The organism is Flavobacterium sp. DW-iso2, from assembly GCF_058725285.1.
Genome location: NZ_JBZXDY010000010.1, coordinates 90,844 through 117,002 on the forward strand (window position 1 = coordinate 90,844; position 26,159 = coordinate 117,002).

The following is a 26,159-nucleotide window of genomic DNA, read 5'->3' on the forward strand; positions in this document are numbered from 1 at the left end:
AAGTTGTTTTGTGCTTTTTTATGTGTTTTCGAAATAAAATAAAAACAGAAATATGCTAATTTATAGTGGGTTATAAAAAAATAGGAGTATATTTGTTGCATATTATAAATAAGTACATATGAATATTTTTGTTGGAAGCCTTCCATTCAGTATTGAGGAAGCAGATTTAAGAGAGTCTTTCGAGGCTTATGGTGCAGTTGATTCTGTAAAAATTATTACTGATAAATTTACTGGAAGAAGTAAAGGATTCGGTTTTGTTGAAATGACAAATGATGATGAAGCTCAAAAAGCGATTGATGAATTGAACGGTGCAACTGTTCAAGGACGTGCAATTGTGGTTAACAAATCTGAGCCAAAACCAGAAGGAGAAAGAAGAAGTTTTAACAATAACAGTCGTGGTGGAGATTCACGCGGTGGTTATGGTGGTGGAAACAGCCGTGGTGGAGAAAACCGTGGTGGTGGAAACAGAGGAGGATATTAATATTTTTTTCTACAACTATAAAAAAGGGTGTCAATGTAAATTGACACCTTTTTTATTTTAAATAATTCCCGTTAGAGAGGTATAGTATATCTATCTAACAGGAATTTATTAATTACAAATTAGCTACTAACCAATCTCCAACATCGCTTGTTTTGTAAACAGTTGCTCCTTTTGCCGCTAAGTCTTCTGTGACAATTCCTTGTTCTAGTGATTTGTTTACGACTGCTCTAATGGCAGCGGCTTCTTCATGCAGTCCAAAAGCATCTTCAAACATCATTGCTGCTGATAAAACAGTTGCTAATGGATTTGCAATGTTTAATCCTGTTGCTTGTGGATAAGAACCGTGAATTGGTTCGTACAAAGAAGTATGTTCTCCTACTGATGCTGATGGCATTAATCCCATAGATCCTGAAATAACAGAAGCTTCATCGGTTAAAATATCTCCAAATAAATTTTCAGTAATCAATACATCGTACGAGTTTGGCCATTGAACCAAACGCATTGCAACTGCATCAACAAATTCATAACTTACGGTTACTTCAGGATAGTCTTTTTCCATTGCTTGTACCGTTTCTCTCCACAAACGAGAGGTCTCCATTACGTTTGCTTTGTCAACACAACATAATTTTTTAGTACGTGTCATCGCTAATTCAAAACCTTTTTTTGCTAGACGTTGTACTTCTGCTCTGGTGTAAGTACAAGTGTCAAAAGCAGTTTCTCCTCCGTCAAGTCTTCCTTTTTCTCCAAAATAGATTCCTCCTGTCAATTCTCTTAAGAAAACTAAGTCGGTTCCTTCGATACGTTCTCTTTTTAAAGGAGAGTTATCGATCAATGATGGGAAAGTAAAAGTAGGGCGTACATTAGCAAACAAACCTAGTTTTTTGCGCATCAGCAATAATCCTTGCTCTGGTCTAACTTTTGCTGACGGGTCATTGTCATATTTTGGATGTCCGATAGCACCAAAAAGCACAGCATCTGCAGCCATGCATAATTCGTGCGTTTCATTGGGATAAGGAACGCCAACAGCATCAATAGCGCAAGCTCCTGTTAATGCTGGTGTCCATGTAATTTCGTGATTGAATTTTTTTGCAATTGCTTCTGAAACTTTTACAGCTTCATTTATAACTTCTGGTCCGATTCCGTCTCCGGCTAAAAGGGCGATCGTGTATTTCATTACTAGTATTTTGTGTTAATATAGTTTTTTATTGTGAATTAGCTCGTCACTACATTCAGCATTTTTTGTGTTGCAATGATTGCTGCTACGGTCTGGTCAGAGTCTAATCCTCGAGTTTTAAATTCTTTTCCATTATTAGTCCAGGTAATAATAGTTTCGCATAATGCATCAGAGCTACTTCCTGGTGGGATTCTAACTGCGTAATCGATCAGTTTGGGTAATTCCAGTTCTTTACTTTTATATATCTTTGCCAATGCATTCATAAATGCATCAAATTGTCCGTCGCCTTGAGCGTGTTCTTCAATTACTTCCCCGTCTATTTTCAAACAAAGGGTGGTTGATGGTCGTAACCCTTTTGCATGAGATAGAACATAAGACTCCACTACTATTTTTTCTTGATACGTTTGGCTATCCAGAACATCAGAAATAATGTAAGGCAGGTCTTCTCTAGTAACAGTTTCTTTTTTGTCTCCCAATTCAATAATTCTTTGGGTAACTAATTTTAAATCTTCGGCATTTAGCTTTAATCCTAGTTCTTGAAGGTTTTTCTCAATATTAGCTTTACCAGAAGTTTTTCCTAAAGCGTATTGGCGTTTTCTGCCAAATCTTTCGGGAAGCAAATCGTTGAAATACAAGTTGTTTTTATTGTCTCCATCAGCATGAATACCGGCAGTTTGAGTAAAAACATTGTCTCCTACGATGGGTTTGTTAGCGGGGATTCTATATCCTGTAAAAGTTTCTACTAGTTTACTTACAGAGAATAAAGATGATTCTTTTACATTGATTTGAACGTCAGGCATGAAATCATTGATTACGGCAACCGTACTTTCAAGAGGTGCGTTTCCAGCACGTTCTCCCATTCCATTTACGGTTACATGCAATCCTTGAATACCTGCTTTTAATGCTTCCATAACATTAGCAACACTCAAATCATAGTCGTTGTGTGCGTGAAAGTCAAAATGAGTATTTGGGTATCTCTTTATAATTTTCGAAATAAACTCAAACGTTTCAGAAGGAATTAAAACTCCTAAAGTATCGGGTAATAAGATTCTTTTAACTGGTTGTTTTGTCAGAAAGTCCAAATATTGGAAAACATAATCAGGAGAGTTGCGCATTCCATTGCTCCAATCTTCTAGATATACATTCGTTTCAATATTGCTCTCTTTAGCTAAAGCAATAGTCTGCGCAATTTCGGAAAAATGTTGTTCCGGAGTCTTTTTTAATTGGTGGGTTAAATGATTTAGTGACCCTTTGGTCAATAAATTTTGAACTTTAGCGCCCGCTTTTTTCATCCATTCGATAGAAAGACCTCCGTCAACAAAAGTTAAAACTTCGATTCGGTCTTCGTATTCTTTGGCCGAAGCCCAAGCCATAATCCCTTTTACTCCTTGAAATTCGCCTTCGCTTACTCGTGCCGAAGCAATTTCTATTCGATCAACATTTAATTCTTCCAGCAACAATTGTGCAATGGTTAGCTTTTCTGCAGCAGAAAAGGAGACTCCTGAGGTTTGTTCACCATCACGGAGTGTCGTGTCCATTATTTCAATTTTTCTTTTTTCCATTTCTAAATTTGATAGTAATACGATTTTGAGTGTAAGGATTTAGAATCGTACAATTATATTTTATAAAATAACAAAAGCAGTTACTTCAGCATATTCCCAAAAAGGATGCTTCAGTAACTGCATATATTGGGTTGTGTTTTAGTAAGGAAGCTTGTCAGCAAAAGTTACAATTTCTTCCTTGATATTTTGTAAATAGTCAATATCATCATAACCATTTAGCATATTGTTCTTTTTGTATCCGTTGATATCAAAAGATTCTTTTTCGCCTGTAGCTAACAACGTAATTGTTTGCGCTTCCAGGTTAATTTCTAGTTCTGTTTTTGGATCAGCTTCTATGGCTTTGAAAATTGCTGCTGCAAATTCTGGAGAAATTTGAACTGGTAAAACACCAATATTCAAACAATTTCCTTTGAAGATGTCAGCAAAGAAAGACGAAACAACTACACGGAACCCATAATCGTAAACTGCCCAAGCTGCATGCTCACGAGAGGAACCTGAACCAAAGTTTTTTCCTCCCACTAGGATTTTGCCTGAGTAAGTTGGGTTGTTCAAAACGAAATCAGTCTTAGGGGTATCATCTCCGTTGTATCTCCAGTCACGGAAAAGGTTGTCTCCAAAACCAACACGTTCTGTTGCTTTCAGGAAACGAGCAGGGATGATTTGATCTGTATCTACGTTTTCTATTGGTAACGGCACTGCGCTACTGGTAAGGATATTAAATTTATCGTATGCCATGGGAATTTTAGATTTTTGATTAACGATTTTTGAATTCAGATTTGCTGTGTGGCAATAGAATGTCAAAATGTAAAATCATATATTTTATAATAATTAAATATTTTCAAAAGAACCAAAAATGTGATAACGATTGATTTTAAATCGGAAATCAAAAATCGTTAATCTACATTCTTAAATCATTAAGTCTCTCGGATCTATCAATTTTCCAGTAACTGCAGCTGCAGCAGCCATAATAGGGCTTGCTAACAATGTTCTTGAACCAGGACCTTGACGACCTTCGAAGTTTCTGTTAGAGGTACTTACTGAATATTTTCCAGCTGGTACTTTATCATCATTCATTGCTAAACAAGCGGAGCATCCTGGTTGACGCAATACAAAACCAGCTTCGGTAAGAATGTCTAGCAATCCTTCTTCTTTAATTTGTGCTTCTACAACATGTGAACCTGGAACTAGCCAAGCGGTTACATTAGCTGCTTTCTTGCGTCCTTTTACAATTTCTGTAAAGGCTCTAAAATCTTCGATTCTACCATTGGTGCAGCTTCCTAAGAAAACAAAATCAATTGGTTTCCCAATCATTACGTCATCTTCTTCAAAGCCCATATAGGCTAAAGATTTTTTGTACGTCTCAGCTCCACCTTCAACTTGGTTGGCAGTTGGGATATTTTTTGAGATACCAATTCCCATTCCTGGATTAGTACCATAAGTAATCATAGGCTCGATATCTTCTGCTTTGATATTTAATTCGGTATCAAAAAGGGCATCAGCATCTGTTTTTAGTGTTTTCCAATAAGCAACGGCTTTAGTCCAATCTTCTCCTTTTGGCGCGAATAATCTTCCTTCTAGAAAATCGAATGTTTTTTGGTCAGGAGCAATCATTCCACCACGAGCACCCATTTCGATACTTAGGTTGCATACGGTCATACGGCCTTCCATTGACATTTCTTCAAAAACATTTCCAGCATATTCAGCAAAGTATCCTGTACCTCCCGAAGTCGTTAGTTGAGATATAATATAAAGTGCCACATCTTTTGGTCCTACACCTTTACTCAAAGTTCCATTTACGTTGATACGCATTTTCTTTGGTTTCGGCTGCATAATACATTGTGTAGCCATGACCATTTCAACCTCAGAAGTTCCAATTCCGAAAGCAATTGCTCCAAAGGCACCGTGAGTTGAAGTATGTGAATCACCACAAACGATAGTTGCACCGGGTAAGGTAATTCCGTTTTCAGGACCTACAACGTGTACAATTCCATTTTTTGGATCACCTAGTCCCCAATGCGAAATACCGTATTCGGCAGCATTGTCTTCTAAGGCTTTCAGTTGATTTGCAGATAACGGATCTTCAACAGGTAAATGTTGATTTATGGTTGGGGTATTGTGATCAGCAGTGGCAAAAGTACGATCAGGGTACAAGACTTTAATATTTCTAGATTTTAATCCTAAAAAAGCAACAGGGCTAGTCACTTCATGAATGAAATGACGGTCAATAAAAAACACATCTGGTCCATCTTCAATTTTACGCACAACGTGCGAATCCCATACTTTGTCAAATAATGTAGTGCTCATTTTACTATTTTTTAATTGTAATTTTACAATGCTAGCTTTTCGCGTCATCGTAATAGAGAACAAAATTATAAAAAGACTGTAAAGCGTCAACTTCGATATTTCAAATTATACGATACCCAAAGTCTGTTTCAAGGGGGAAGTAGTTCTTTTTTTTAGATTCTAGATTTTATAGTTAAAAGGAGGGAATTTTTGCATGCTTTTGGATTTATAGAAACGTGATAGTTAACTCTAGTTCCGTTTTTAATAATAACGCAATATTTGAGGTTTTTTTTAGTGTTTATTTTAAGACAACTTGATTAATTGCTGTTATTTTTGTTAAATAAACAATTAAGCTTCTTTGGGTGAGACTTTATTTGAGTCCTTTTTTCGCAGTTTATAGTTGGTTTGCTACTGCTTTAAGATCATTTTTTTATCGTTTTTTTTACTTCAATACTACGACATCCAAAGAATGATTATCTTTTATTTTAATGAAATCGGAACGATTTTTATGAGAGGAATTAATTATTCCTGAACAATAAAAATTTTGAATATATGTATTTTATGTTAAATGTTCTTGACGAATTTATTCCCACTTTCTCTATTCATTTTAGGTCAAAACGGGTGTTTATACCTGATTTAAATGAGTAGGTAGTTAATAGATTTTTTCGAAGGTTTCAACTAGTAACGGTAATAAAGTTTTTGGTGTACCAAATAAAGGATTGTTTTAGAAAGTGAATAATTTCATTTTTTTTAAGAAGAATAATAGTATATTAGTAAAATTTTTACTGATGCATGTGTGTGACTTATAGTTCTTTATGAGGAATGGTTGCTGCTGGATAAAGTAAGAGTGCGATGTGGAGCTTTTAAGTTTTATTTTTTTGGTGTCAAGCCTAAGTTTTACGGCTCATTTTCCAATGTTTAAAAAACGTTTGACGATAGAATTAGTTTCATGACAATAAATAGCGCTTTCATGACATTTTTGTTTCTAGACAGAGAATTGTAGTTTAATTTTGATTGATTAAATAATACAACGGTTATTTATGCTTTTTAAAATTAATTAAGCACAATTAATTTTAAGAAAAACAAACTAATACTAACGGATTTAATATAATAAGTAAATAAAATAAAAGTTATGGAAGAATATTTAGGAATAATTAAAATTTTCGCTGGTACTTTTGTACCAAGAGGATGGCATCTTTGCGATGGTAGTCCAATGTCAATCTCTCAAAACGCAGCATTGTATTCTCTTCTAGGGACTGCATACGGAGGTGATGGGGTACAAACATTTAATTTACCGGACTTAATGGGACGTGTGCCTGTGGGAACTGGCAGTGGTGCTGGTCTTTCTCCTGTAATAGCAGGACAAAAGGGCGGGGTAGAAGGAGTGATTTTAACAGCTGCACAAATGCCTCAACATACACATGCTTCTAATGTGAATTCAACTATCGCAACTCAAGCGAATGCAACAGGTGGTGCTGCTATAGCAAGTCCTGGGTTTTTAGAAGGAAGGGTTGCAACAGCTACTCTTGGATTCAACATGGCAGCCCCTAATACGGCCTTAAGTCAAGCTTCTATTGGTATGTCAGGAGGTAATTTGGCTCATAATAATATGCAGCCTTTTTTAGGGTTAATGTATATTATTTGTACAGTAGGAATTTATCCTGCAAGAGACTAAAAACTCAATAAGGTGAAAGGAATATTTCTTTTACCTTATTTTATAGTCGAAAACTAGACTATAGAATTCTACGATTCAACAACGCATACTTTTTCTTAATTAAAATTTTTGTTTTATGAAAAAAAAATACTTTATCGCTTTATTAATTGTTTTATATACTCAGATTTTTTGGGCGCAAACCACTGAGACATTTGAAACGGAAACAGCAGGATCAACAAGTTTTACAGATAATGGGCAGGTTTTTAATGTTAGCTCGCAAGTAGGTACTTTTGGTATATTTAATGATCCTGCACAAACTGGATGGGACGGAGCTAATCCTGACTTTAAGTATATAGATAATACAGGGGCAACAGGGGCTAGTTGTGCTTTTACAATTTCTTCTGCTGGTGCAACAGTTTTTAGATTAACTAAATTTTACGCTTATTTAGCTTTAATCGATGCATCTCTAACTGATGTGGGAACTATGACAGTTACTGGAAAATTAGGAGGGGTAACTAAATATACAGCAACATTAGCTTCAGGAACAAGCAATACTAATTTAGGTTTTCAAAATGGTTTTACCTTAATTGATTTAGCAGTATTAGGAGGAAGTAATAATTCGATCACAAATATTGATGAATTTGTGATCTCAACAACGGGTAACTATAAGTACATGGCCTTGGATGCTATGACATGGGCTTTTGCACCCGCCAGTTCTTTAGCAACTCTTAGCACCGCAACTGCGACAACGATAGGTGCTGTAAAAGCGACACTTGGTGGTAATGTAACTGCTGACGGAGGTGCAACAGTAACAGAAAGAGGTATTGTTTGGGCAACTACTGCAAATCCTACCACTGCAAATAATAAAGTAGCTATTGGATCAGGAACTGGAAGTTTCTCTTCACTTGTGTCTTCTTTGCCGTCTGCAACGCTAATTAATTTTAGATCTTACGCCATAAACTCAGTGGGAACTTCCTATGGAGCTAATACTACGTTTACGACCAATGCGGTCTTATCGGCTACCACGTCACAAACTAATGTGTCTTGTAATGGTGGTTCGAATGCATCTGCAACAGTAACTCCTGCGGGAGGAAAGACCGCTTATACTTACGCTTGGTCTCCGTCTGGTGGTTCAGGAGCTACTGCTTCTGGTTTAACAGCAGGGGCTTATAGCTGTACAATAACAGATGGTGAGAGTAGTTCAATTGTCAAAAATTTTACTATAACGCAACCAACTGCCATTGCTTTTACTCCAGCTTCGCAAACCAATGTTGGATGTAATGGTGCGGCTACTGGTGCGGCTACTGTTAATGCTGCCACAGGAGGAGCTGGTGGTTATACTTATGACTGGACGCCAGGAAATCCTACGGGTGATGGGACACCTGCTGTTACAGGTTTAACAGCAGGTGTTTGGACTTGTACGGTTACAGACGCTAATTCTTGTGCTAGTTCACAAAGCTTTACTGTAACGCAGTCATCAGCCATTGCATTAACCCCAGCTTCGCAAACCAATATTTCTTGTAATGGAGGATCAAATGGAGCAGCAACTGTAAATCCTGCCACGGGAGGCGTAGGTGGTTATACTTACAACTGGACTCCAGGAAATCCTACGGGTGATGGAACAACTAGTGTATCTGGATTAACAGCAGGAACTTGGACTTGCACGGTTACAGATGCTAACGGATGTACAAAATCGCAAAACTTTACTGTAACGCAGCCATCAGCAATTGCCTTAACTCCAGCTTCGCAAACCAATATTTCTTGTAATGGAGGTTCAAATGGAGCAGCAACTGTAAATCCTGCCACGGGAGGCGTAGGTGGTTATACTTACAACTGGACGCCAGGAAATCCTACGGGTGATGGAACAACTAGTGTATCTGGATTAACAGCAGGAACTTGGACTTGTATGGTTACAGATGCTAACGGATGTACAAAATCGCAAAACTTTACTGTAACACAACCTACAGCAATTACAGCTACTACTTCTCAAACTAATGTAAGTTGTAATGGTGGTTCTAACGGATCTGCAACTGTAGCCACTAGCGGTGGGACAGCTGGTTATACATACTCATGGGCTCCAACCGGAGGAACAGCTGCAACTGCAACTGGATTATCTGCAGGACCCTATACGGTGACTATTACAGATGCTAATGCATGTACTGCTACTAAAAACTTTACTATTACGCAACCAAGTACTTTATTAGCAACTGCTATTTCACAAACGAATGTAAGTTGCAATGGTAGCGCTACTGGATCAGCGACCGTAGTCCCTAGTGGCGGTACTGCAGGTTATACCTATTCATGGGCTCCATCTGGCGGGACGGCTGCAACTGCAAGTGGACTTTATGCAGGAACCTATACGGTAACAATTACAGATGCTAACGCATGTACAGCTACTACAACCTTTATCATTACACAACCAAGTGCTTTAGTAGCAACAGCTATTTCACAAACGAATGTAAGTTGTAATGGTGGTTCTAACGGATCTGCAACTGTAGCCGCTAGTGGCGGAACTGCAGGATATACATATTCTTGGTCTCCATCAGGAGGAACAGCTGCAACTGCAACAGGACTTTCTGCAGGAACCTATACGGTAACAATTACAGATGCTAACGCATGTACAGCTACTAAAAACTTTATCGTAACACAGCCTTCGGCTATCACGGCTACCACTTCTCAAACTAATGTTTCTTGTAATGGTGGTTCAAACGGTTCGGCTACAGTATCAGCTTCTGGCGGAACTGCAGGTTATACTTATTCATGGTCCCCATCAGGAGGAACAGCTGCAACTGCAACAGGACTTTCTGCAGGAACCTATACGGTAACAATTACAGATGCTAACGCATGTACAGCTACTAAAAACTTTATCGTAACACAGCCTTCGGCTATCACGGCTACCACTTCTCAAACTAATGTTTCTTGTAATGGTGGTTCAAACGGTTCGGCTTCGGTAACTGTTTCAGGTGGGACTCCGGGTTATACGTATTCATGGTCTCCATCAGGAGGAACAGCGGCAACTGCAACTGGACTTTCTGCAGGAACCTATACGGTAACAATTACAGATGCTAACGCATGTACAGCTACTAAAAACTTTATCGTAACACAGCCTTCGGCTATCACGGCTACCACTTCTCAAACTAATGTTTCTTGTAATGGTGGTTCAAACGGTTCGGCTTCGGTAACTGTTTCAGGTGGGACTCCGGGTTATACGTATTCATGGTCTCCATCAGGAGGAACAGCGGCAACTGCAACTGGACTTGTTGCTGGTGCTTACACTGTTACTATTACGGATGCAAACGGTTGTACGGCTACAAATAATTTTACGGTAACACAGCCTACAGCCATCACAGCTTCTACTTCACAAACGAATGTGGCTTGTAACGGTGGTTCAAATGGTTCGGCTTCAGTAGGCGTTTCGGGTGGAACTCCGGGTTATACTTATTCATGGTCTCCATCAGGAGGAACAGCTGCAGCTGCAACTGGACTTGCTGCAGGGAATTATACGGTAACTATTACGGATGCTAACGGATGTACAATTACAAGGAGTTTTACTGTAACACAGCCTACAGCATTGAGTTTTACAACTACTACTTTGCCTAAGTATGATTATAATACTGCCTATTCTCAAACAATTGGGGTAATAGGAGGTACAGGAGTTAAAACCTATATGGTTACAACAGGAAGCTTGCCTGTAGGGTTTGCCTTGTCTTTAAATGGGACTTTAACAGGAATTTCAACTCAGGTAGCTGATAGTAATTTTACGGTTACGGCTACTGATTCAAATGGCTGTCTTGCTACTTATAATTATATTTTACAATTAAGTCAAATACCAATAACAGTTACAGCAAATGCAGTAACAAAGGTTTATGGTGATGCTAATCCTAGTCTAACTTATACAGTGACACCTGCATTATTAGCTGGGGATAGTTTTACAGGTAATTTAGTTCGAACAGTAGGAGAAAATGTTGGGACTTATGCTATAAGTGTAGCAACACTCTCGGCAGGTTCTAAGTATTTAATGACATATGTTCCTAATAACTTTGCTATTACTGCTAAGCCAATCACCGTAACAGCAAATGCTTCTCAAACGAAAGTGTATGGAGCCGTTGAACCTAGTTTGACTTATTCAGTATCACCTACTTTAGTAAGTGGAGATTCATTTATTGGCTCTTTAACAAGAACAGCAGGTGAGAACGCGGGATCTTATGCGATTACGCAAGGAAGTTTGAGCGCAGGTTCAAATTATAATGTTACTTACGTAGGTGCTAATTTTAGCATTACTAAAGCAAATCAGACTATTAGTTGGAGTCAAACTTTAGGATTTGATTGTGATGTAGCGGCTACAGCGATTTTAACAGCTACTTCTACTAGTGGTTTGCCAATAAGCTATACTTCTTCGAATGCTAATGTGGCCGTTGTTTTAAATGGGGTATTAACCTTTACTAATTTTGGTTCGGCAACAATTACTGCTACACAAGCAGGTGATGGTAACTATAATGCTGCTTCGGTAGTAACAGTACCAGTTGAAAAAAGCCAACCCAATTTGATTAGACAGCAATTCGATACTGTTATTTTCTTTGATAATAGTTCTAATAGTTTTATAACGTATAGCTGGTATAAAAATGGAGCTTTAGTGGCGGGTCAAACGGCACAATATTTTAAAGATAGCGAATTTTTAAGTGGGGTGTATTATGCTAAAGCTACAAAAGCAGATGGTACAGTAGTTACGGCTTGTCCTTTGACATTCTCTCCTTCAATCGAGCAAGAGTATTTAAAAATTACGCCTAACCCTGTTAGAAGTAATTCAAGCTACCAGTTGATAACTAATGTTACACCGGCTAAGTTGCAAAACGCACGTGTTATGGTGTTTAATATCCTTGGAACGGTAATCATGGACAAAGTCATTAACGAAAGTACAATAGAGATGGTGGCGCCAGTTGTTGAAGGGATTTATATTATAAAAATGACCTTGGCAAACGGAAAAATTCTCACAAAAAACCTTTTAGTTAAAAATTAAAAAAATCAAGTTATTAAGAGTAAGAAATCCTCATTTTATAAGAATGGGGATGGATTATTCTAATAGTAAAAATAGAAAAACATATGAAATTTGATGTTAAGTATATAGTAGGAGTTGCGGTAATTCTATTCTCTACGGGAGTAAAAGCGCAGTTTTATGTGGGTGTGCAATCTGGAGTTGCAAATATTCAAAGTGATGTAAAAGGAGTTACGGCAGCGCATGAAATTGGAGGAGCAATAAAAGTAGGGTACATCTATTCATTGACAGATCACATAGGGATTGGATCAGGAGTAGAGTTTGCACAATACAAGCAAAAGGTCTCTTTAAATCAAGGGGGAACAACGCTAACCAATTATGAGGTTGATCAAACTGGTTCTGCATTTGCTTATAGTGTGACTACGGGAAACTACAAAGAATCTCAAACACTTCAAGCTATTCAGATTCCGCTTTTTTTGCAGTACAAAAAGAATATCAACAAAGGAGTTGATTTTAATTTTAGAGCAGGTGTTAAGTATTTTCTACCTGTAAATTATAAGATTGAATCTTCGGCAGTATCTGTAAAAGGGAGTGGGTATTATCCTGATGTTAATTTATACATTGATAATTTGCCTGAATACGGTTTTGGGAATCAAACTAATTATTCTGCATCTGGAGAGTACAAAACCAAAGGTATTTTGATGAGTACTTTTGAGTTGGGGTTTACGTTTCAAATGGGCGCAAAGAATGCTTTGTATGCTGCGATGTTTTTGGATAGCGGGTACGGATCAATCATTGACCAAAAACAAAATGAGTCCTTTGTAGGTTATAATCCAACATCAGTCACTGATAGAAAAGCAAACGGATTGTATAGCACGGACAAAGATGCAACAATCAAACCCGTTGCATTTGGTTTAACATTGGGATTGAATTTTCAATAAAGGAACATACTTTTTTAAATAGGTTTTAAGGTCTTGAGCAATCAAGGCCTTTTTTGTTTTTGACAAGCATTAGACGACTTAAATAATGCGCCATAGATTTTTTATAAATTTTACGTAATCACATCAAAAATAAAATGGCACTTAGGTAATTCAGGTTTTGGCTTTATTGTAAAGAAATATAGTTTTTTTAGAAAAAAAATTCTGATAATACTCTGTTTTAATAAGTTTAAGCTTTGTAAGACTCTTGATTTAGTTTTTACATCCATGGTAAATGCTGCACTTAGGTTTAGGTTTTTAAATGTGATTTTGTAAAGTGTTGTTCCAATTACGTAGGTAAGGAGATTAAAGAAATGATCCTGATTTTTTTAACTGTAAAGACACAGCATACTGAGTAAGATATCCTCTCTCGAAGTTCTTTTAATACGCTGTAATTGGGGTTGTTTTTAATAATATTTGAAGTTGCTATAGTGCGTAATTCATAAAGATTGTTTATACATTGTATAACAAATATAAATAAAAATTTATGAATTTAATGTATAATATTTGCCCTAGAATTAAAAGTCTAATCATTAATACAGCAATTATGGATACAAATGCATTAACAAAATCGGAAAAAATTAAGCAAAAATTTCAATTGGTAAAAGGAGATTTTACTCCTTCTGACGCTTCAGATGTAATGATGTCTTTGATTGATGAAAAAATTAATTTTCATCAAAAACAAAGGCTTCAAAAATGGGAACAAAATCACAAATTTAATTCAGATGAAATAGATGACCGCATCAATCAGCTTGAAAAAGAAAAACAAGCTATCAAAGAGTTTATTACTAGCGCCAGAAATTCAAAAAGCAATTTAAATATAAATGGGATTCTTGAAATCACAATCGTAGATAATCAACAATAAAAACTAAAAAAAATGATATTAAAAAATCATCTATCCCTATTTGTTAACAAGACAACCAACTACTTATTATGGTTATTGTTTTTAGGTAATCTGACTTATTTAATATACAACTTTCCAAATGTTCCAGAATGGTACTATGGGAATGTTTTAAAAATTAATGGCTTTACTATACTTATTTGGACACTTGTAACATTCTTTAGTGCGATTATAAGTAGCTATGGAAAAAATTATTTAAAAGGATTTGAATATCACTCTAAATTTTCACTGTTGTGTTTAGGGTTTACGTTTTCCATCATGATTTTTGTAATGTCTAATCATGTGTCACTTTTGTTAACGATGTGGCTATTAATGGGGATTTTTATGTCTCAGTTAATAGGAGTAGATTCTCGATGGGGTGAAGCAAGAGAAGCGTCAAAATTTGCTCTTAAATATTTTGTAGCTGGGAGTTTGTTTTTAGGTGCTGGAGTGTTATTATTGGCTTTTCAAACGGAAGCTTTTACCCTAAGCGAGATTATTTCTAAGTTAAGCGATGTGCCTCAAAGCATCACCCTTATCGCGGGTTTGTGTATCATTACGGCCGCTATAATTCAATCGGCAATATATCCTTTCCATCGTTGGTTGCTTTCTGCGATGACAGCACCAACTCCGGCCTCGGCATTGATGCATGCTGGTTTTGTAAACGGTTCGGGAATTTTATTGGCCTTATTTTCCACTGTATTATTTGCTTCGAATACTTTAATTATCCTCTTTATTATTGGAGGTTTGACCGCAGTTATTGCCCAATTTACTAAACTGCTTCAGGTTAATGTGAAACAAAAATTAGCCTGTTCCACCATTGCCCAAATGGGTTTTATGATTATGCAGTGTGGTTTGGGATTTTTCAATGCGGCCGTTGTTCACTTACTACTTCATGGGTTCTATAAAGCCTATTTATTTCTATCTGCAGGTGAGGAAATAGGGCATTCGAAACCGCAAAAACCAACGCCAATTAAAATCAAACCGTTACAGGCTATAATTGTACTTTTCTTTGGTATTCTCGGCGCTTTTCTTTTTGCCTATTTAACAGGAAAAGGCACGGAATTGAATAGCAGTATTTTTCTAACACTTATTGTCGCTATTACTGTTGGTCAGGCTACTTACAATATTGTTAAAGAACAAAGTCTAAACCTGTTCCAAAAATCATTTTTGCCGCCACTTTTGTTTGTCTCTGGTATGGTAACTTACGCCTTAATCTATAAGGGAGTAACAGTATTAATGAGTGATATGCCAATGGTAGTTGTGCCTTTATCATTATCTGTAATTGAAATAGCGTTTGGGATTCTATTCTTAGCAGGCTTTTTTATAATGAAGTTAGGTGTCTACCGCAACTATCCATGGCTTTATGCGAAATTGTTAAATATATCTCAACCCTACAAAAAAACTGTTTTAATGTATAAATCGAAATCATTATGATCAATCCAATCATTCAAAAAAGTATAGAAGAAGCATCTCAAGTCGTAGGAAAGACTTGGCCTTTGTATTCTTTTGTAACTTCGAATCCGTTATCAGGTTATGAGGGAATGCCTTTTAAAAATGCAGTAAATCAAGCACGAAAATTTCTTAATGCTAATGTATTTCCAGAAACCAATTTATTCCGTCAAGCATGGGAAAAGGGTGAAATTGATGAAAAGGTACTTTTAGAATTGCTTAAAGAAAACCAACTGTTAGAATCTCCTGAGTATTACTTAAAACAGATGGCAACTTACAAAAGAAGCGATGCTACAAACAACCATCATGATTTAGATAGAATCATGGCTAAATGGCTCGCCGCCTTTATGGATGAAGGTTTGGCAGAATGGGAAATGCCCAATAAAAGTGAAGGGTTTTATGGCGCTTGGCGCAAACTAGCGGTATATGATACTGATCTGCCCAAAATGAGAATTGGAGAAATCCCAAAAACAAAGACTGAGGCACTAAATGAAGTGTTGAATGGTTATTCCGCTGCTGATTTCACTAAAATATTTACCTACCACTTAGCTGCATTACCAGGCTGGGCGGGATACATAAACTACCGAAGCACATCCAATTCACAATGGCAACAAGAATATCCTATTACATTAGAAGATTATCTAGCAGTTAGATTGTGGATCGCCCAAAAAATAGGTGCTGAAATTTTTCCGAAAAATAATGAAACTGCAACAACGTCATCGATTTCTAGCGTGCAATACATTTGGTTAAGAGCATGGGAAAAAAGCTGGCAAAAAGAACTTGTAAAAGTATTAGATCACCAACAAATAAGTACTTCAACTGTCAAAAAAGAAGAACAAGTTCCAGATGCTCAAATGGTATTTTGTATAGATACTCGATCAGAGCTAATACGAAGACATGTAGAGAATAAAGGGCATTATGAAACTTTTGGATATGCTGGTTTTTTTGGGATAGCAATGGATTATGAGAGTTTAAAAGATGGTTTAACACGCAAATCGTGTCCTCCAATTTTAAACTCTGCGTACCATGTTTCAGAAGTTCCGCAAGTGAGTCATGCTGAGAAAGCACAAGCATACAAGCAAAAAAATGACGTTTCAAACTTTAAGGAATATTTTCTAAAAAGAATGAAGAACATGCTTCCTTCTGCCTTTGGATATGTTGAAGGCGCGGGATTCTTTTATGGGATGTCTTTAATAGCAAGAACACTCATGTCGGGTTATTTATATAGACTTAATAATAAGAATACAGCTGATTATGAAGCTGTTTTTGAACCGCAGATTAGGAATTCGTGTACTACTGAACAGGCTCATATTACTATTCCTCTGGAAGAAAAAGTAGCTATTGTAAAAGGCGCTTTTGATTTAATGGGATGGGAAAAACTTGCGCTATTAGTTCTTTTTATAGGTCATGGAAGCCATTCTGCAAATAACCCTTTTGGTTCCAGTTTAGATTGTGGAGCCTGCGCTGCAAGTCCTGGCAGGCATAATGCAAGAATGCTAGCCAAAATAGCAAATATCCCCGAGGTGCGACAAGCTTTGAAAGAGAATCATAATATTGAAATCCCAAACAGCACCATTTTTATTGGAGGCGAGCACAATACCACTACAGATGCCATTTTGCTGTTCGACTCAGAGATTCCAGACTCTCACAAAGAACAATTGCAAAAATTGAAATTAGATTTGCTAAAAACACAACAAACGGCAACACAAGAAAGGCTGGGTGTTGCCAATAACAGTGTTTCTTTTGCTAATAAAAAAGCGAATAACTGGGGAGAAACCAGACCTGAGTGGGGCTTGGCTAAAAATGCAGGGTTTATTGTTGGACCGCGAGAATTAACAAAAAACAACAATCTAGACGGGCGTTGCTTTCTACATTCGTATAATTGGGAGACAGATAAAAGCGGGAAAGCACTAGAAGCCATCATGCAAGGACCCATGGTAGTAACCCAATGGATAAACAACCACTATTATTTTTCAACTGTTGATAATGAAGTTTTTGGCGGAGGATCTAAAATAACCCATAATATCACAGGAAAATTTGCGGTGGTTCAAGGAAATGGTGGCGATATAAAAATGGGACTTCCGCTGCAATCTGTAAAACAATCTGATGAAGAAATGTACCACCAACCTTTAAGATTATCAGTCATAATAAATGCGCCATTAAAAAGAGTGAGTGAAATTCTAGAAAGAAACGAACACCTAAAAAATTTACTCGATAATGAATGGATTTATTTGATGGTGATGGATCCATTAGATGGAAACAAGATACAGCACTATCAACAAAACCTCAATTGGGATTCTACTAGTCAAAAAAGTAACACTAACAATGTAGTAGAAATGATGACTACGTAGTAATTCACTATCAAACAAATAAAGCCGTTTCATAATTTGAAACGGCTTTATTGTTTTTATCAACCCCTCTTTTTTCAAAGGAGTCAAAATAGTTATCTTTAAATTTCTTAATTCTAAGGTAAATAAAAGACTATTTAAAAAAAAACGATAAAGTTGAATATATAAAAACAGGTCTAAAGCCAAATTTATGATTTGAATTTGGTACGTATAGAAAAGAATAATTCTGTTTATATTTCTTTTGATTGTTGATAACTTAGCTATTTATTTACCCCAAAAAAACCTAAATTTGGAGTTCTATTTTTGCGATTACTACTAATTTTAAAGTGTTAAAAACCAGTTAAATACACGGTTTAAATTTAAAGATTTAGACTCCCTCCCCTTCGGGGAGGGTTGGGGAGGGAACTTATGTACTTAATATTCGATACCGAAACTACAGGATTACCAAAGCGTTGGGATGCACCCATCACTGATACTGATAACTGGCCGCGTTGTATACAAATTGCATGGCAGCTGCATGATGATATGGGGAAACTCGTAGAGCATCAGGATTATTTAGTAAAACCAGATGGATTTAATATTCCGTATGATGCAGAACGAATTCACGGTATTTCGACTGAATTAGCGGCAGAAAATGGAATTTCCCTAGCGGAAGTTTTGGAGAAATTAAATGAGGCATTGGGTAAAGCGAAGTTCATTGTAGGTCAGAACCTGGGTTTTGACTTGAATATTATGGGTTGTGAGTTTCATCGTTTAGGGGTAGAAAGCCAAATGAGTACTATGCCAGTTCTCGATACTTGTACGGAAGTTACTGCTTCCTTATTAAAATTACCTGGTGGTCGTGGAGGTAAATTTAAACTACCTACGTTAACCGAATTACATAGTTTTCTTTTTAATAAAGCATTTGGAGAAGCGCATAACGCGACTGCCGATGTTGAGGCAACAACACGTTGTTTCTTAGAATTAATTCGAAGAGAAAATTATACCAAAGAGCAACTGGATGTGCCAGCTGGTTATTTTCAGGAATTTCAGAGTAAAAATCCAAGGGAGATTCAGCTTATTGGGTTAAAGCATATTAATTTAAAAGAAGCTTCAGATGCTATTCGTCAGCAATTTGGCGAAAAACAAACGGCAACGGTTTCAAAACAGGAACTTTCAGAGAATAAAAAAGTACTGGTTGATACGGATTTTGTCCATTTACACAACCACACTCAATTCTCTGTTTTACAATCTACAATAAGTATTGCGCAGTTGGTAAAAGCAGCTTCGAAAGAAAAAATGCCTGCAGTTGCAATGACGGATCATGCTAACTTGATGGGGGCTTTTCACTTTGTTCGTGATGTTTTAAACCATAATAAAGCGGCTGAAGCCAAAAATGCAGCCTTGGTTGAAAACGGTGAGGAACCTACAGAAGTTTCGATGAAACCTATTGTAGGGTGCGAGTTTTTTGTTTGTGAAGATCATAAAGACAAATCCCGTAAAGATAATGGCTACCAAATAGTGCTTTTGGCGAAGACCAAAAAAGGCTATCATAATTTGGCTAAAATGTCTTCGATAGCCTATACTCAAGGTTTTTATTATGTACCCAGAATTGATAAAAAAATCATTCAGCAGTATAAAGAAGATATCATTGTATTATCTGGAAATCTTAATGGAGAAATCCCGAATAAGGTTTTAAATCTTGGTGAAAACCAAGCCGAAGAAGCCTTGTTATGGTGGAAAGAAGAATTCAAGGAAGACTTCTATGTTGAGGTGATGCGTCACAATCAAGAGGATGAAAACAGAGTGAATACTACTTTGATTTCTTTGGCTAGAAAACATGAAGTGAAAATAGTAGCTACGAACAACACTTTTTATATAGATAAAGAAAATGCCAATGCACACGATATTTTATTGTGTGTTCGTGATGGTGAAAAACAAACTACACCTATAGGTCGTGGTCGTGGATATCGTTTTGGGTTGCCCAATCAAGAATACTATTTCAAGACAGGCGATGAGATGAAGCAACTCTTTACGGACTTGCCTGAAGCGATTTCAAACTTGTCTGAAATTGTCGATAAAATCGAAATATACAATTTAGCAAGAGAAGTTTTGTTACCCAAATTTGAAATTCCTGAGGAGTTTTTCGTTGCAGAAGATGCTGTCGATGGAGGAGTGAGAGGAGAAAATGCTTATTTGAGACATCTTACTTATGAAGGTGCAAATAGAAGGTATCCTGAAATTACAGAAGTAATAAGGGAACGCTTGGATTTTGAATTACTGACTATTTCTAACTCCGGTTATCCGGGATATTTCTTGATTGTGCAGGATCTTATTGCTGAAGCCCGAAGTATGGGCGTTTCGGTAGGGCCAGGGCGTGGATCTGCTGCAGGATCAGTAGTGGCTTACTGTTTGAAAATCACAAACATTGACCCATTGATGTATAATCTGCTTTTTGAGCGTTTCCTGAATCCCGATCGTGTGTCACTACCCGATATTGATATCGATTTTGATGATGAAGGACGAAGCAGTGTAATGGATTATGTGATCCGGAAATACGGTTCAAAACAAGTGGCACAAATTATCACTTATGGTAAAATGGCGACTAAATCTGCAATTAGAGATACGGCCCGTGTACTAGATTTACCTTTATTTGAAGCTGATAAAATAGCCAAATTAATTCCGGGGATGATGCCTGGAAAATGGAATCTAGCCCGATTTTTAAATGAAGACGAAGCATTAATAAGGAAAGCGGTTCGTCCAGAAGAGTTTGATAAAATTAAAGAATTAATCGCTCTAGCTGGTGAAGATGATTTGGGAGGCGAAACCATTCAGCAGGCTAAAGTGTTGGAGGGGAATTTAAGAAATACAGGAATACATGCCTGTGGGGTGATTATTACGCCTAGTGATATTACTGATTTTGTTCCTGTGGCTACCGCCAAAGATTCTGATTTGTATGTGACGCAGTTTGACAACTCGGTGGTGGAAACCGCAGGTTTGTTAAAAATGGACTTCTTGGGTTTGAAAACCCTAACACTTATTAAAGACACGGTCAAATTAGTAAAATATAGAAATGGAATTGATCTCGATCCAGATACCTTTCCTATTGATGACTTAAAAACGTACGAGCTTTTCCAACGTGGAGAGACAGTGGGGATTTTTCAATATGAATCTGCCGGAATGCAGAAATACATGAAGGAATTGAAACCAACGGTTTTTCCCGATTTGATCGCCATGAATGCGTTGTACCGTCCGGGTCCGATTGCTTATATCCCAAGTTTTGTAAAAAGGAAAAATGGAGAAGAGGAAATTATTTATGACCTTGATGCCTGTGAAGAATTATTGAAAGATACTTATGGGATTACCGTTTACCAAGAACAGGTAATGCTTTTGTCCCAAAAACTGGCTGATTTCTCAAAGGGTGATGCCGATGTTTTGCGTAAAGCGATGGGGAAAAAGCAAAAAGATGTCCTTGACAAAATGAAGCCTAAGTTCATTAGTCAGGCTGCGGCCAAAGGGCATCCGGAGGACAAGTTAGAGAAAATATGGAAAGACTGGGAAGCCTTTGCTGAATACGCGTTTAATAAATCGCACTCTACTTGTTATGCGTGGATTGCCTATCAAACGGCTTATCTAAAAGCCAATTATCCTGCTGAATATATGGCTGCGGTATTGTCTAATAATATGAGTGACATCAAGCAAGTTTCTTTCTTTATGGAGGAATGCAAGCGTATGGGACTAGAAGTATTAGGTCCAGATGTAAATGAGTCCTTCTATAAGTTTACTGTAAACGATAATTATGCCGTTCGATTTGGGATGGGAGCCATCAAAGGAGTAGGAGCAGGAGCAGTAGCTACCATTGTCGAAAACAGAAAAGACGGGAAATACAAGTCGGTTTTTGATTTGACCAAACGTATAGATTTGAGAGCTGCTAATAAAAAAGCATTAGAAAACCTTATACTTGCTGGAGGATTTGACTCCTTTTCGGGCACCTTGCGTTCGCAGTATTTTCATGATGATGGCGACGGAATTACCTTTTATGAAAAGGCGATAAAGTATGGCGCTAAATTTCAAGAAAACGAGAACTCGTCTCAGGTGAGTTTGTTTGGGGAAAGTAGTGATGTGCAAATTGCTGAACCTATCATTCCGCCTTGCGAGGACTGGAGTACGATGGAAAAATTGGCAAAAGAGAAAGAAGTTGTAGGGATCTACATATCAGGACATCCATTAGATGATTACAAATTTGAGATGAAGTATTTTTGTAATGCCAAGTTGGAAGCACTAAGGAGTTTAGAGCTTCATGTGGGCAAGAGCCTGACTTTTGGTGGCATTATCAACAATGTGCAACATCGCGTAGCAAAAAACGGAAAAGGTTGGGGGATATTCACTTTAGAAGGCTATGACGAAAGTTATGAGTTTAAGATTTTTGGAGAGGAATACCTAAAGTTCCGTCATTTCTTTATTCAGAACAATTTTACCTATATGAAAGTTTTGGTCAAAGAAGGATGGGTGAATCAAGACACCGGTAAAAAAAGTGAGCCAAGAATACAGTTTATGTTGGTGCAATATTTACAGGACGTATTAGATGATTTTGCAAAAAAACTAATTGTTTTACTAAATATAAGTGACTTGGATCCTGATTTTATTCATAAGCTGGGGCATCTTTTTTTCGAAAATAAAGGAGATGATCAGGTGACTTTTGAAATCATGGAATTAGAAAAAGTCAAGAAAATAGTTGAGGCTACACCAATTACTGCAGATGGTGAAACGGACGATTTTATTGATGAAGCTGATGCATTGGAAATCTCTGAATCTGTAGAAACAGAAACTGCTGCGGTTATTGAAGTAGAAGAAATAAAAGTGGTTACTAAATTATCGATGGCAAGTAGGAAACTGAAAATAAAGATTTCAAATGAGTTGTTGTTTGAATTAGAGAAAATGCAAATTAACTTTAAGCTAAATTAAAGTAATGTATTAAAATTCGAGATTTAGAATCGCATAAATTGCCGCCTGAATTGAGCGCGATAACGTTTGAAAAACGTCTTTTTCTGTAATGAAAAGGACGTTTTTTTATTTTTAAAACTGGTTTTTAAAACTTTAACAGTTTTTTTTTATTTCGTAACTCGTTGATTTTTATATGCATGCATAATTGTTTTTTTAATAAAGCATAATTTGTTAGTAAATACAGAATATAAACACAGTAAAACCTTGTATTTTTGTTAACATTAACAAAAAAAAATATTATGAAAAGGAACCTATTTTTATTAGGATTAATGGCTTGCTCTATGACTATGATGGCGCAAACTGACAAAAATGAAAGCAAGAAAGACGGTTGGTATTTTAAAGTGGGAGCTTCTTACTTCACACAAGCTACGGCGACTGAATTTCCAAGTGTTAATGGTAGAGAGCCAAATAAGGATGTTTATGTAGCAGGTAAATTAGCTTCTAGAGAAAGTATTACAGGATCTTTTGGAGAAGGTTTTCGTTATGGTGGAAACGTGGGTTATCGTTTTACAGATCGTTTAGGAGTGGAGATGGGTGTTAACTACTACAAAAGTAATAGTAAAACTATGGTTGAGACTACTTCTGATAATGTTAAAGTTTTAGACATTAAAGGTCAAGTTAAGGCTTTAGATTTGGCACCTGCTTTAGTTTTGTTTTTAGGCGAGCATTCAGGTTTTGAACCGTACACTAAAGTTGGGGTAATTGTGCCAGTTAATGGGCAATTAGATATTAGAACGAATGCTGTAACAGCAGCAGGTCCAGTATATCGTAAAGATGTAATTAAACCACAACCAAGTGTTGGATTCTTAGCTGTATTAGGTACATCATATAAATTAGGTAAGAATCTATCGGCATTCGCAGAAGTTGAATATCGTAATTTTACTGTACATGGTAAAGATAAAGAAGTAACAGACTACACGGTTAATGGAGCAGACGGTTTTAAATTACCAGCTGGACACCCACTGCATATAACAAATTCAGAAATCAACGTTAATTATGGTAGTAGCTTAAACAGTACTTCTAATAATAAATTAACAAATTCTGCTGGTTTTGATCCAAGTAAACCTGGAGATGATTTAAGTTCTTACATCAGTATTAGCGGTGTTGGATTAACTTTAGGATTGAAATACAGCCTATAATTCTAACAACCATAATTTATTAAAGACCTTCCGAAAAGAGGGTCTTTTTTTTTGGGTTATAAGTTTTATGATAGTCGAATTGTCCTAGCCCTGATCGTAGTGGCATCCTTTTTATGCTGAATTTTATTCAGGATAAAAAGATATAGCGAAGAGCGGGAATAGCTTCTAATTAAAAAAAACATTATTTTAAACTCTTTTTTATAAACGTTGACAATGCACTTATAGCCAAAACTAATTTGGGAATAGTGTTTCATTTGGTTTTAATGCTTAAATTTGTATCCAACTTTTGAGTAAGATTAGAACTTTAAATTTTAAATAAAAAAATTATGGCTTTAGCAATAACAGATGCTACTTTTGAAGAAGTAGTTTTGAAATCAGATAAACCAGTAATGGTAGATTTTTGGGCAGCATGGTGTGGACCTTGTAGAATGGTTGGGCCAATCATTGACGAGTTGAGTACTGAATACGAAGGAAAAGTAGTTATCGGGAAAGTAGATGTTGATGCAAACCAAGAATTTGCTGCAAAATACGGTGTGAGAAATATACCAACAGTATTGGTTTTTCATAACGGTGAGGTAGTAGGGAAGCAAGTAGGAGTGGCTCCTAAGCAAACTTACGCAGATAGTTTAGACGCGTTGTTGTAATCAGTAGATTGCAATTTATATAGAATTTTTTTTAAATTCAGATTAAAGGTTTGGCGAAAGTCAAACCTTTTTTTTGTTTTAACTTGATTTTTTTGAGCTTTTAAATTGTGATTGTGTTTTGTAATCTTTTAATTTTTAAATCATTCAATCTTTTAATAACTTTGAAAGATGAAGATTGAATCGCAAATAGAGAAAGTTTCGAGTTTCCAACATCTTGAATTGTTGGCAAATCAGGTTGTGGAAGGATTTATCTCCGGGATGCATAAGAGTCCGTTTCATGGGTTTTCGGCTGAATTTGCAGAGCATAAAGTGTATAATGTTGGCGAAAGCACGAAGCATATCGATTGGAAGTTGTTTGCTAGAACAGATCGCTTGTATACAAAGCGTTTTGAAGAAGAAACTAATCTAAGGTGTCATATCATTATTGACAACTCCTCCTCCATGCATTACCCTGAGTTAAAAGCGAATCAAAATTTTTATGAAAATAAAATTGGCTTCTCAGTTTTGGCTTCTGCGGTTTTAATGAATCTCCTTAAGAAACAACGAGATGCCATAGGGCTTAGTGTGTTTTCAGATACCTATGAGTATTATGCTCCTGAAAAAGGGAGTGATCGCCATCATAGAATGGTGTTGAATGCTCTTGAAAATACTTTGATTACACCTGTGGTTAAAAAAAATACAGATACCATAACTTTTTTGCATCAGATCGCAGAGAAAATGCACAGGCGTTCCATGATCATATTGTTTACAGACATGTTTCAATCAGGATCAGGAGATGAAGCATTGTTGAGTGCGCTACAACATTTAAAGCATAACAAGCATAAAGTAGTTTTGTTTCATGTTGTAGACGCTAAAACAGAACTCAATTTTGACTTTGATAATGTTCCCAGAAAGTTTATCGATGTGGAGACTGGGGAGTCGATTTCAGTTTTTGCAGATAATGTGAAGAAAGAATATGAAAAGCAAGCTGCTTTGTATTTTAAAAAACTAGCGTTAAGTTGTGCTCAAAATAAGATTAAGTATGTTCCAGTAAATGTTAGTGATAATTTTGAAAAAGTTTTACTAACATACTTAGCTGAAAAACAAAACTTTGGATAATGAATTTAAAAAAATAGCTTTTTTTAATTGCAAACGCTTGTGTAAGTCGAAATGAATTGTATCTTTGCAACCGCAATAACGCTGAGGTCTGGTAGTTCAGTTGGTTAGAATACCTGCCTGTCACGCAGGGGGTCGCGGGTTCGAGTCCCGTCCAGACCGCAATATTGGGGAAAGCCTTTCTTAACGGAGAGGCTTTTTTGCCCCTTTAAAGTATCTAAAGTTAGTTGTGTTGTTTGGTCGAGTTGGTAGCAACGAGACCGGGTTTAGTAGTTAGACCAATGAAAAGCTTTCCATGTTTCTGAATTTATTCAGAACCTACGGATGGCTTTTTTGATTTTCTACAAGTTGGGTTTGGTTGTTGGGGATCATAGGATTAAGTCGAAAACCTGTGGCCTAGGTATACAATTTAGCTATTTTAAAAACAATGTTCTACGTTTATATTTTATACTCAGAATCACTTAATGTGTACTATAAAGGCTTTACTTCAAATG

15 protein-coding genes and 1 tRNA gene are annotated in these 26,159 nt (G+C 36.6%); 12 read left to right on the forward strand and 4 right to left on the reverse strand.

Features of this window, described 5'->3' with window-relative positions; all coding sequences use genetic code 11:
- Window positions 1-118 precede the first annotated feature (118 nt).
- Window positions 119-481: an RNA-binding regulator gene (gene rbp, locus AC4PRO_RS09290; protein WP_007137132.1), complete on the forward strand. Its 363-nt coding sequence runs from the start codon at window positions 119-121 to the stop codon at window positions 479-481.
- 112 nt (window positions 482-593) lie between these two features.
- On the opposite strand, the gene leuB is transcribed toward rbp, so the two are convergent.
- The 4 genes from leuB to leuC all read right to left on the reverse strand — a co-directional run bounded on the left by leuB (window position 594) and on the right by leuC (window position 5,521).
- On the reverse strand, window positions 594-1,655 hold the full coding sequence (gene leuB, locus AC4PRO_RS09295; protein ID WP_492117157.1) for a 3-isopropylmalate dehydrogenase: 1,062 nt from the start codon (window positions 1,653-1,655) through the stop codon (window positions 594-596).
- 38 nt (window positions 1,656-1,693) lie between these two features.
- Window positions 1,694-3,217 (reverse strand): hydroxymethylglutaryl-CoA lyase-like TIM-barrel protein, encoded by a 1,524-nt coding sequence (locus AC4PRO_RS09300; RefSeq protein WP_492117158.1) that lies wholly within the window; start codon window positions 3,215-3,217, stop codon window positions 1,694-1,696.
- 138 nt (window positions 3,218-3,355) lie between these two features.
- Entirely contained in the window at window positions 3,356-3,952 is a 597-nt protein-coding gene (gene leuD, locus AC4PRO_RS09305; RefSeq protein ID WP_492117159.1) for a 3-isopropylmalate dehydratase small subunit, read from the reverse strand.
- 171 nt (window positions 3,953-4,123) lie between these two features.
- Entirely contained in the window at window positions 4,124-5,521 is a 1,398-nt protein-coding gene (gene leuC / locus AC4PRO_RS09310) for a 3-isopropylmalate dehydratase large subunit (protein ID WP_492117160.1), read from the reverse strand.
- A gap of 1,111 nt (window positions 5,522-6,632) precedes the next feature.
- Between leuC and AC4PRO_RS09315 the strand changes: the two genes are divergently transcribed.
- The 11 genes from AC4PRO_RS09315 to AC4PRO_RS09365 all read left to right on the forward strand — a co-directional run bounded on the left by AC4PRO_RS09315 (window position 6,633) and on the right by AC4PRO_RS09365 (window position 25,827).
- Complete coding sequence (locus tag AC4PRO_RS09315) at window positions 6,633-7,175, forward strand: phage tail protein (RefSeq protein ID WP_492117161.1); 543 nt, start codon at window positions 6,633-6,635, stop codon at window positions 7,173-7,175.
- Between the two features lie 115 nt (window positions 7,176-7,290).
- The gene (locus AC4PRO_RS09320) at window positions 7,291-12,171 is read left to right on the forward strand and encodes an MBG domain-containing protein (RefSeq protein ID WP_492117162.1); all 4,881 of its coding nucleotides are present in this window, start codon (window positions 7,291-7,293) and stop codon (window positions 12,169-12,171) included.
- An 83-nt stretch (window positions 12,172-12,254) separates the two neighbouring features.
- Complete coding sequence (locus AC4PRO_RS09325; RefSeq protein ID WP_415583316.1) at window positions 12,255-13,088, forward strand: hypothetical protein; 834 nt, start codon at window positions 12,255-12,257, stop codon at window positions 13,086-13,088.
- A 523-nt stretch (window positions 13,089-13,611) separates the two neighbouring features.
- Window positions 13,612-13,989, forward strand: coding sequence for a hypothetical protein (locus AC4PRO_RS09330; RefSeq protein WP_492117163.1), 378 nt, complete (start codon window positions 13,612-13,614; stop codon window positions 13,987-13,989).
- A gap of 12 nt (window positions 13,990-14,001) precedes the next feature.
- Window positions 14,002-15,441: a proton-conducting transporter transmembrane domain-containing protein gene (locus tag AC4PRO_RS09335; protein WP_492117164.1), complete on the forward strand. Its 1,440-nt coding sequence runs from the start codon at window positions 14,002-14,004 to the stop codon at window positions 15,439-15,441.
- A complete protein-coding gene (locus AC4PRO_RS09340) occupies window positions 15,438-17,807 on the forward strand; it encodes a DUF2309 domain-containing protein (protein WP_492117165.1) in 2,370 nt (789 codons plus the stop codon). The genes AC4PRO_RS09335 and AC4PRO_RS09340 overlap by 4 nt, the downstream gene beginning before the upstream one ends.
- A 405-nt stretch (window positions 17,808-18,212) precedes the next feature.
- A complete protein-coding gene (gene dnaE / locus AC4PRO_RS09345) occupies window positions 18,213-22,748 on the forward strand; it encodes a DNA polymerase III subunit alpha (RefSeq protein ID WP_492117166.1) in 4,536 nt (1,511 codons plus the stop codon).
- Between the two features lie 278 nt (window positions 22,749-23,026).
- The gene (locus tag AC4PRO_RS09350; RefSeq protein ID WP_492117167.1) at window positions 23,027-23,926 is read left to right on the forward strand and encodes an outer membrane beta-barrel protein; all 900 of its coding nucleotides are present in this window, start codon (window positions 23,027-23,029) and stop codon (window positions 23,924-23,926) included.
- Between the two features lie 326 nt (window positions 23,927-24,252).
- Window positions 24,253-24,570, forward strand: a complete 318-nt coding sequence (gene trxA, locus AC4PRO_RS09355) for a thioredoxin (protein WP_072945763.1) — start codon at window positions 24,253-24,255, stop codon at window positions 24,568-24,570.
- Between the two features lie 168 nt (window positions 24,571-24,738).
- On the forward strand, window positions 24,739-25,668 hold the full coding sequence (locus AC4PRO_RS09360; RefSeq protein ID WP_492117168.1) for a DUF58 domain-containing protein: 930 nt from the start codon (window positions 24,739-24,741) through the stop codon (window positions 25,666-25,668).
- Between the two features lie 85 nt (window positions 25,669-25,753).
- Window positions 25,754-25,827: transfer RNA gene (locus AC4PRO_RS09365), tRNA-Asp, on the forward strand.
- The last annotated feature ends 332 nt before the right edge of the window (window positions 25,828-26,159 follow it).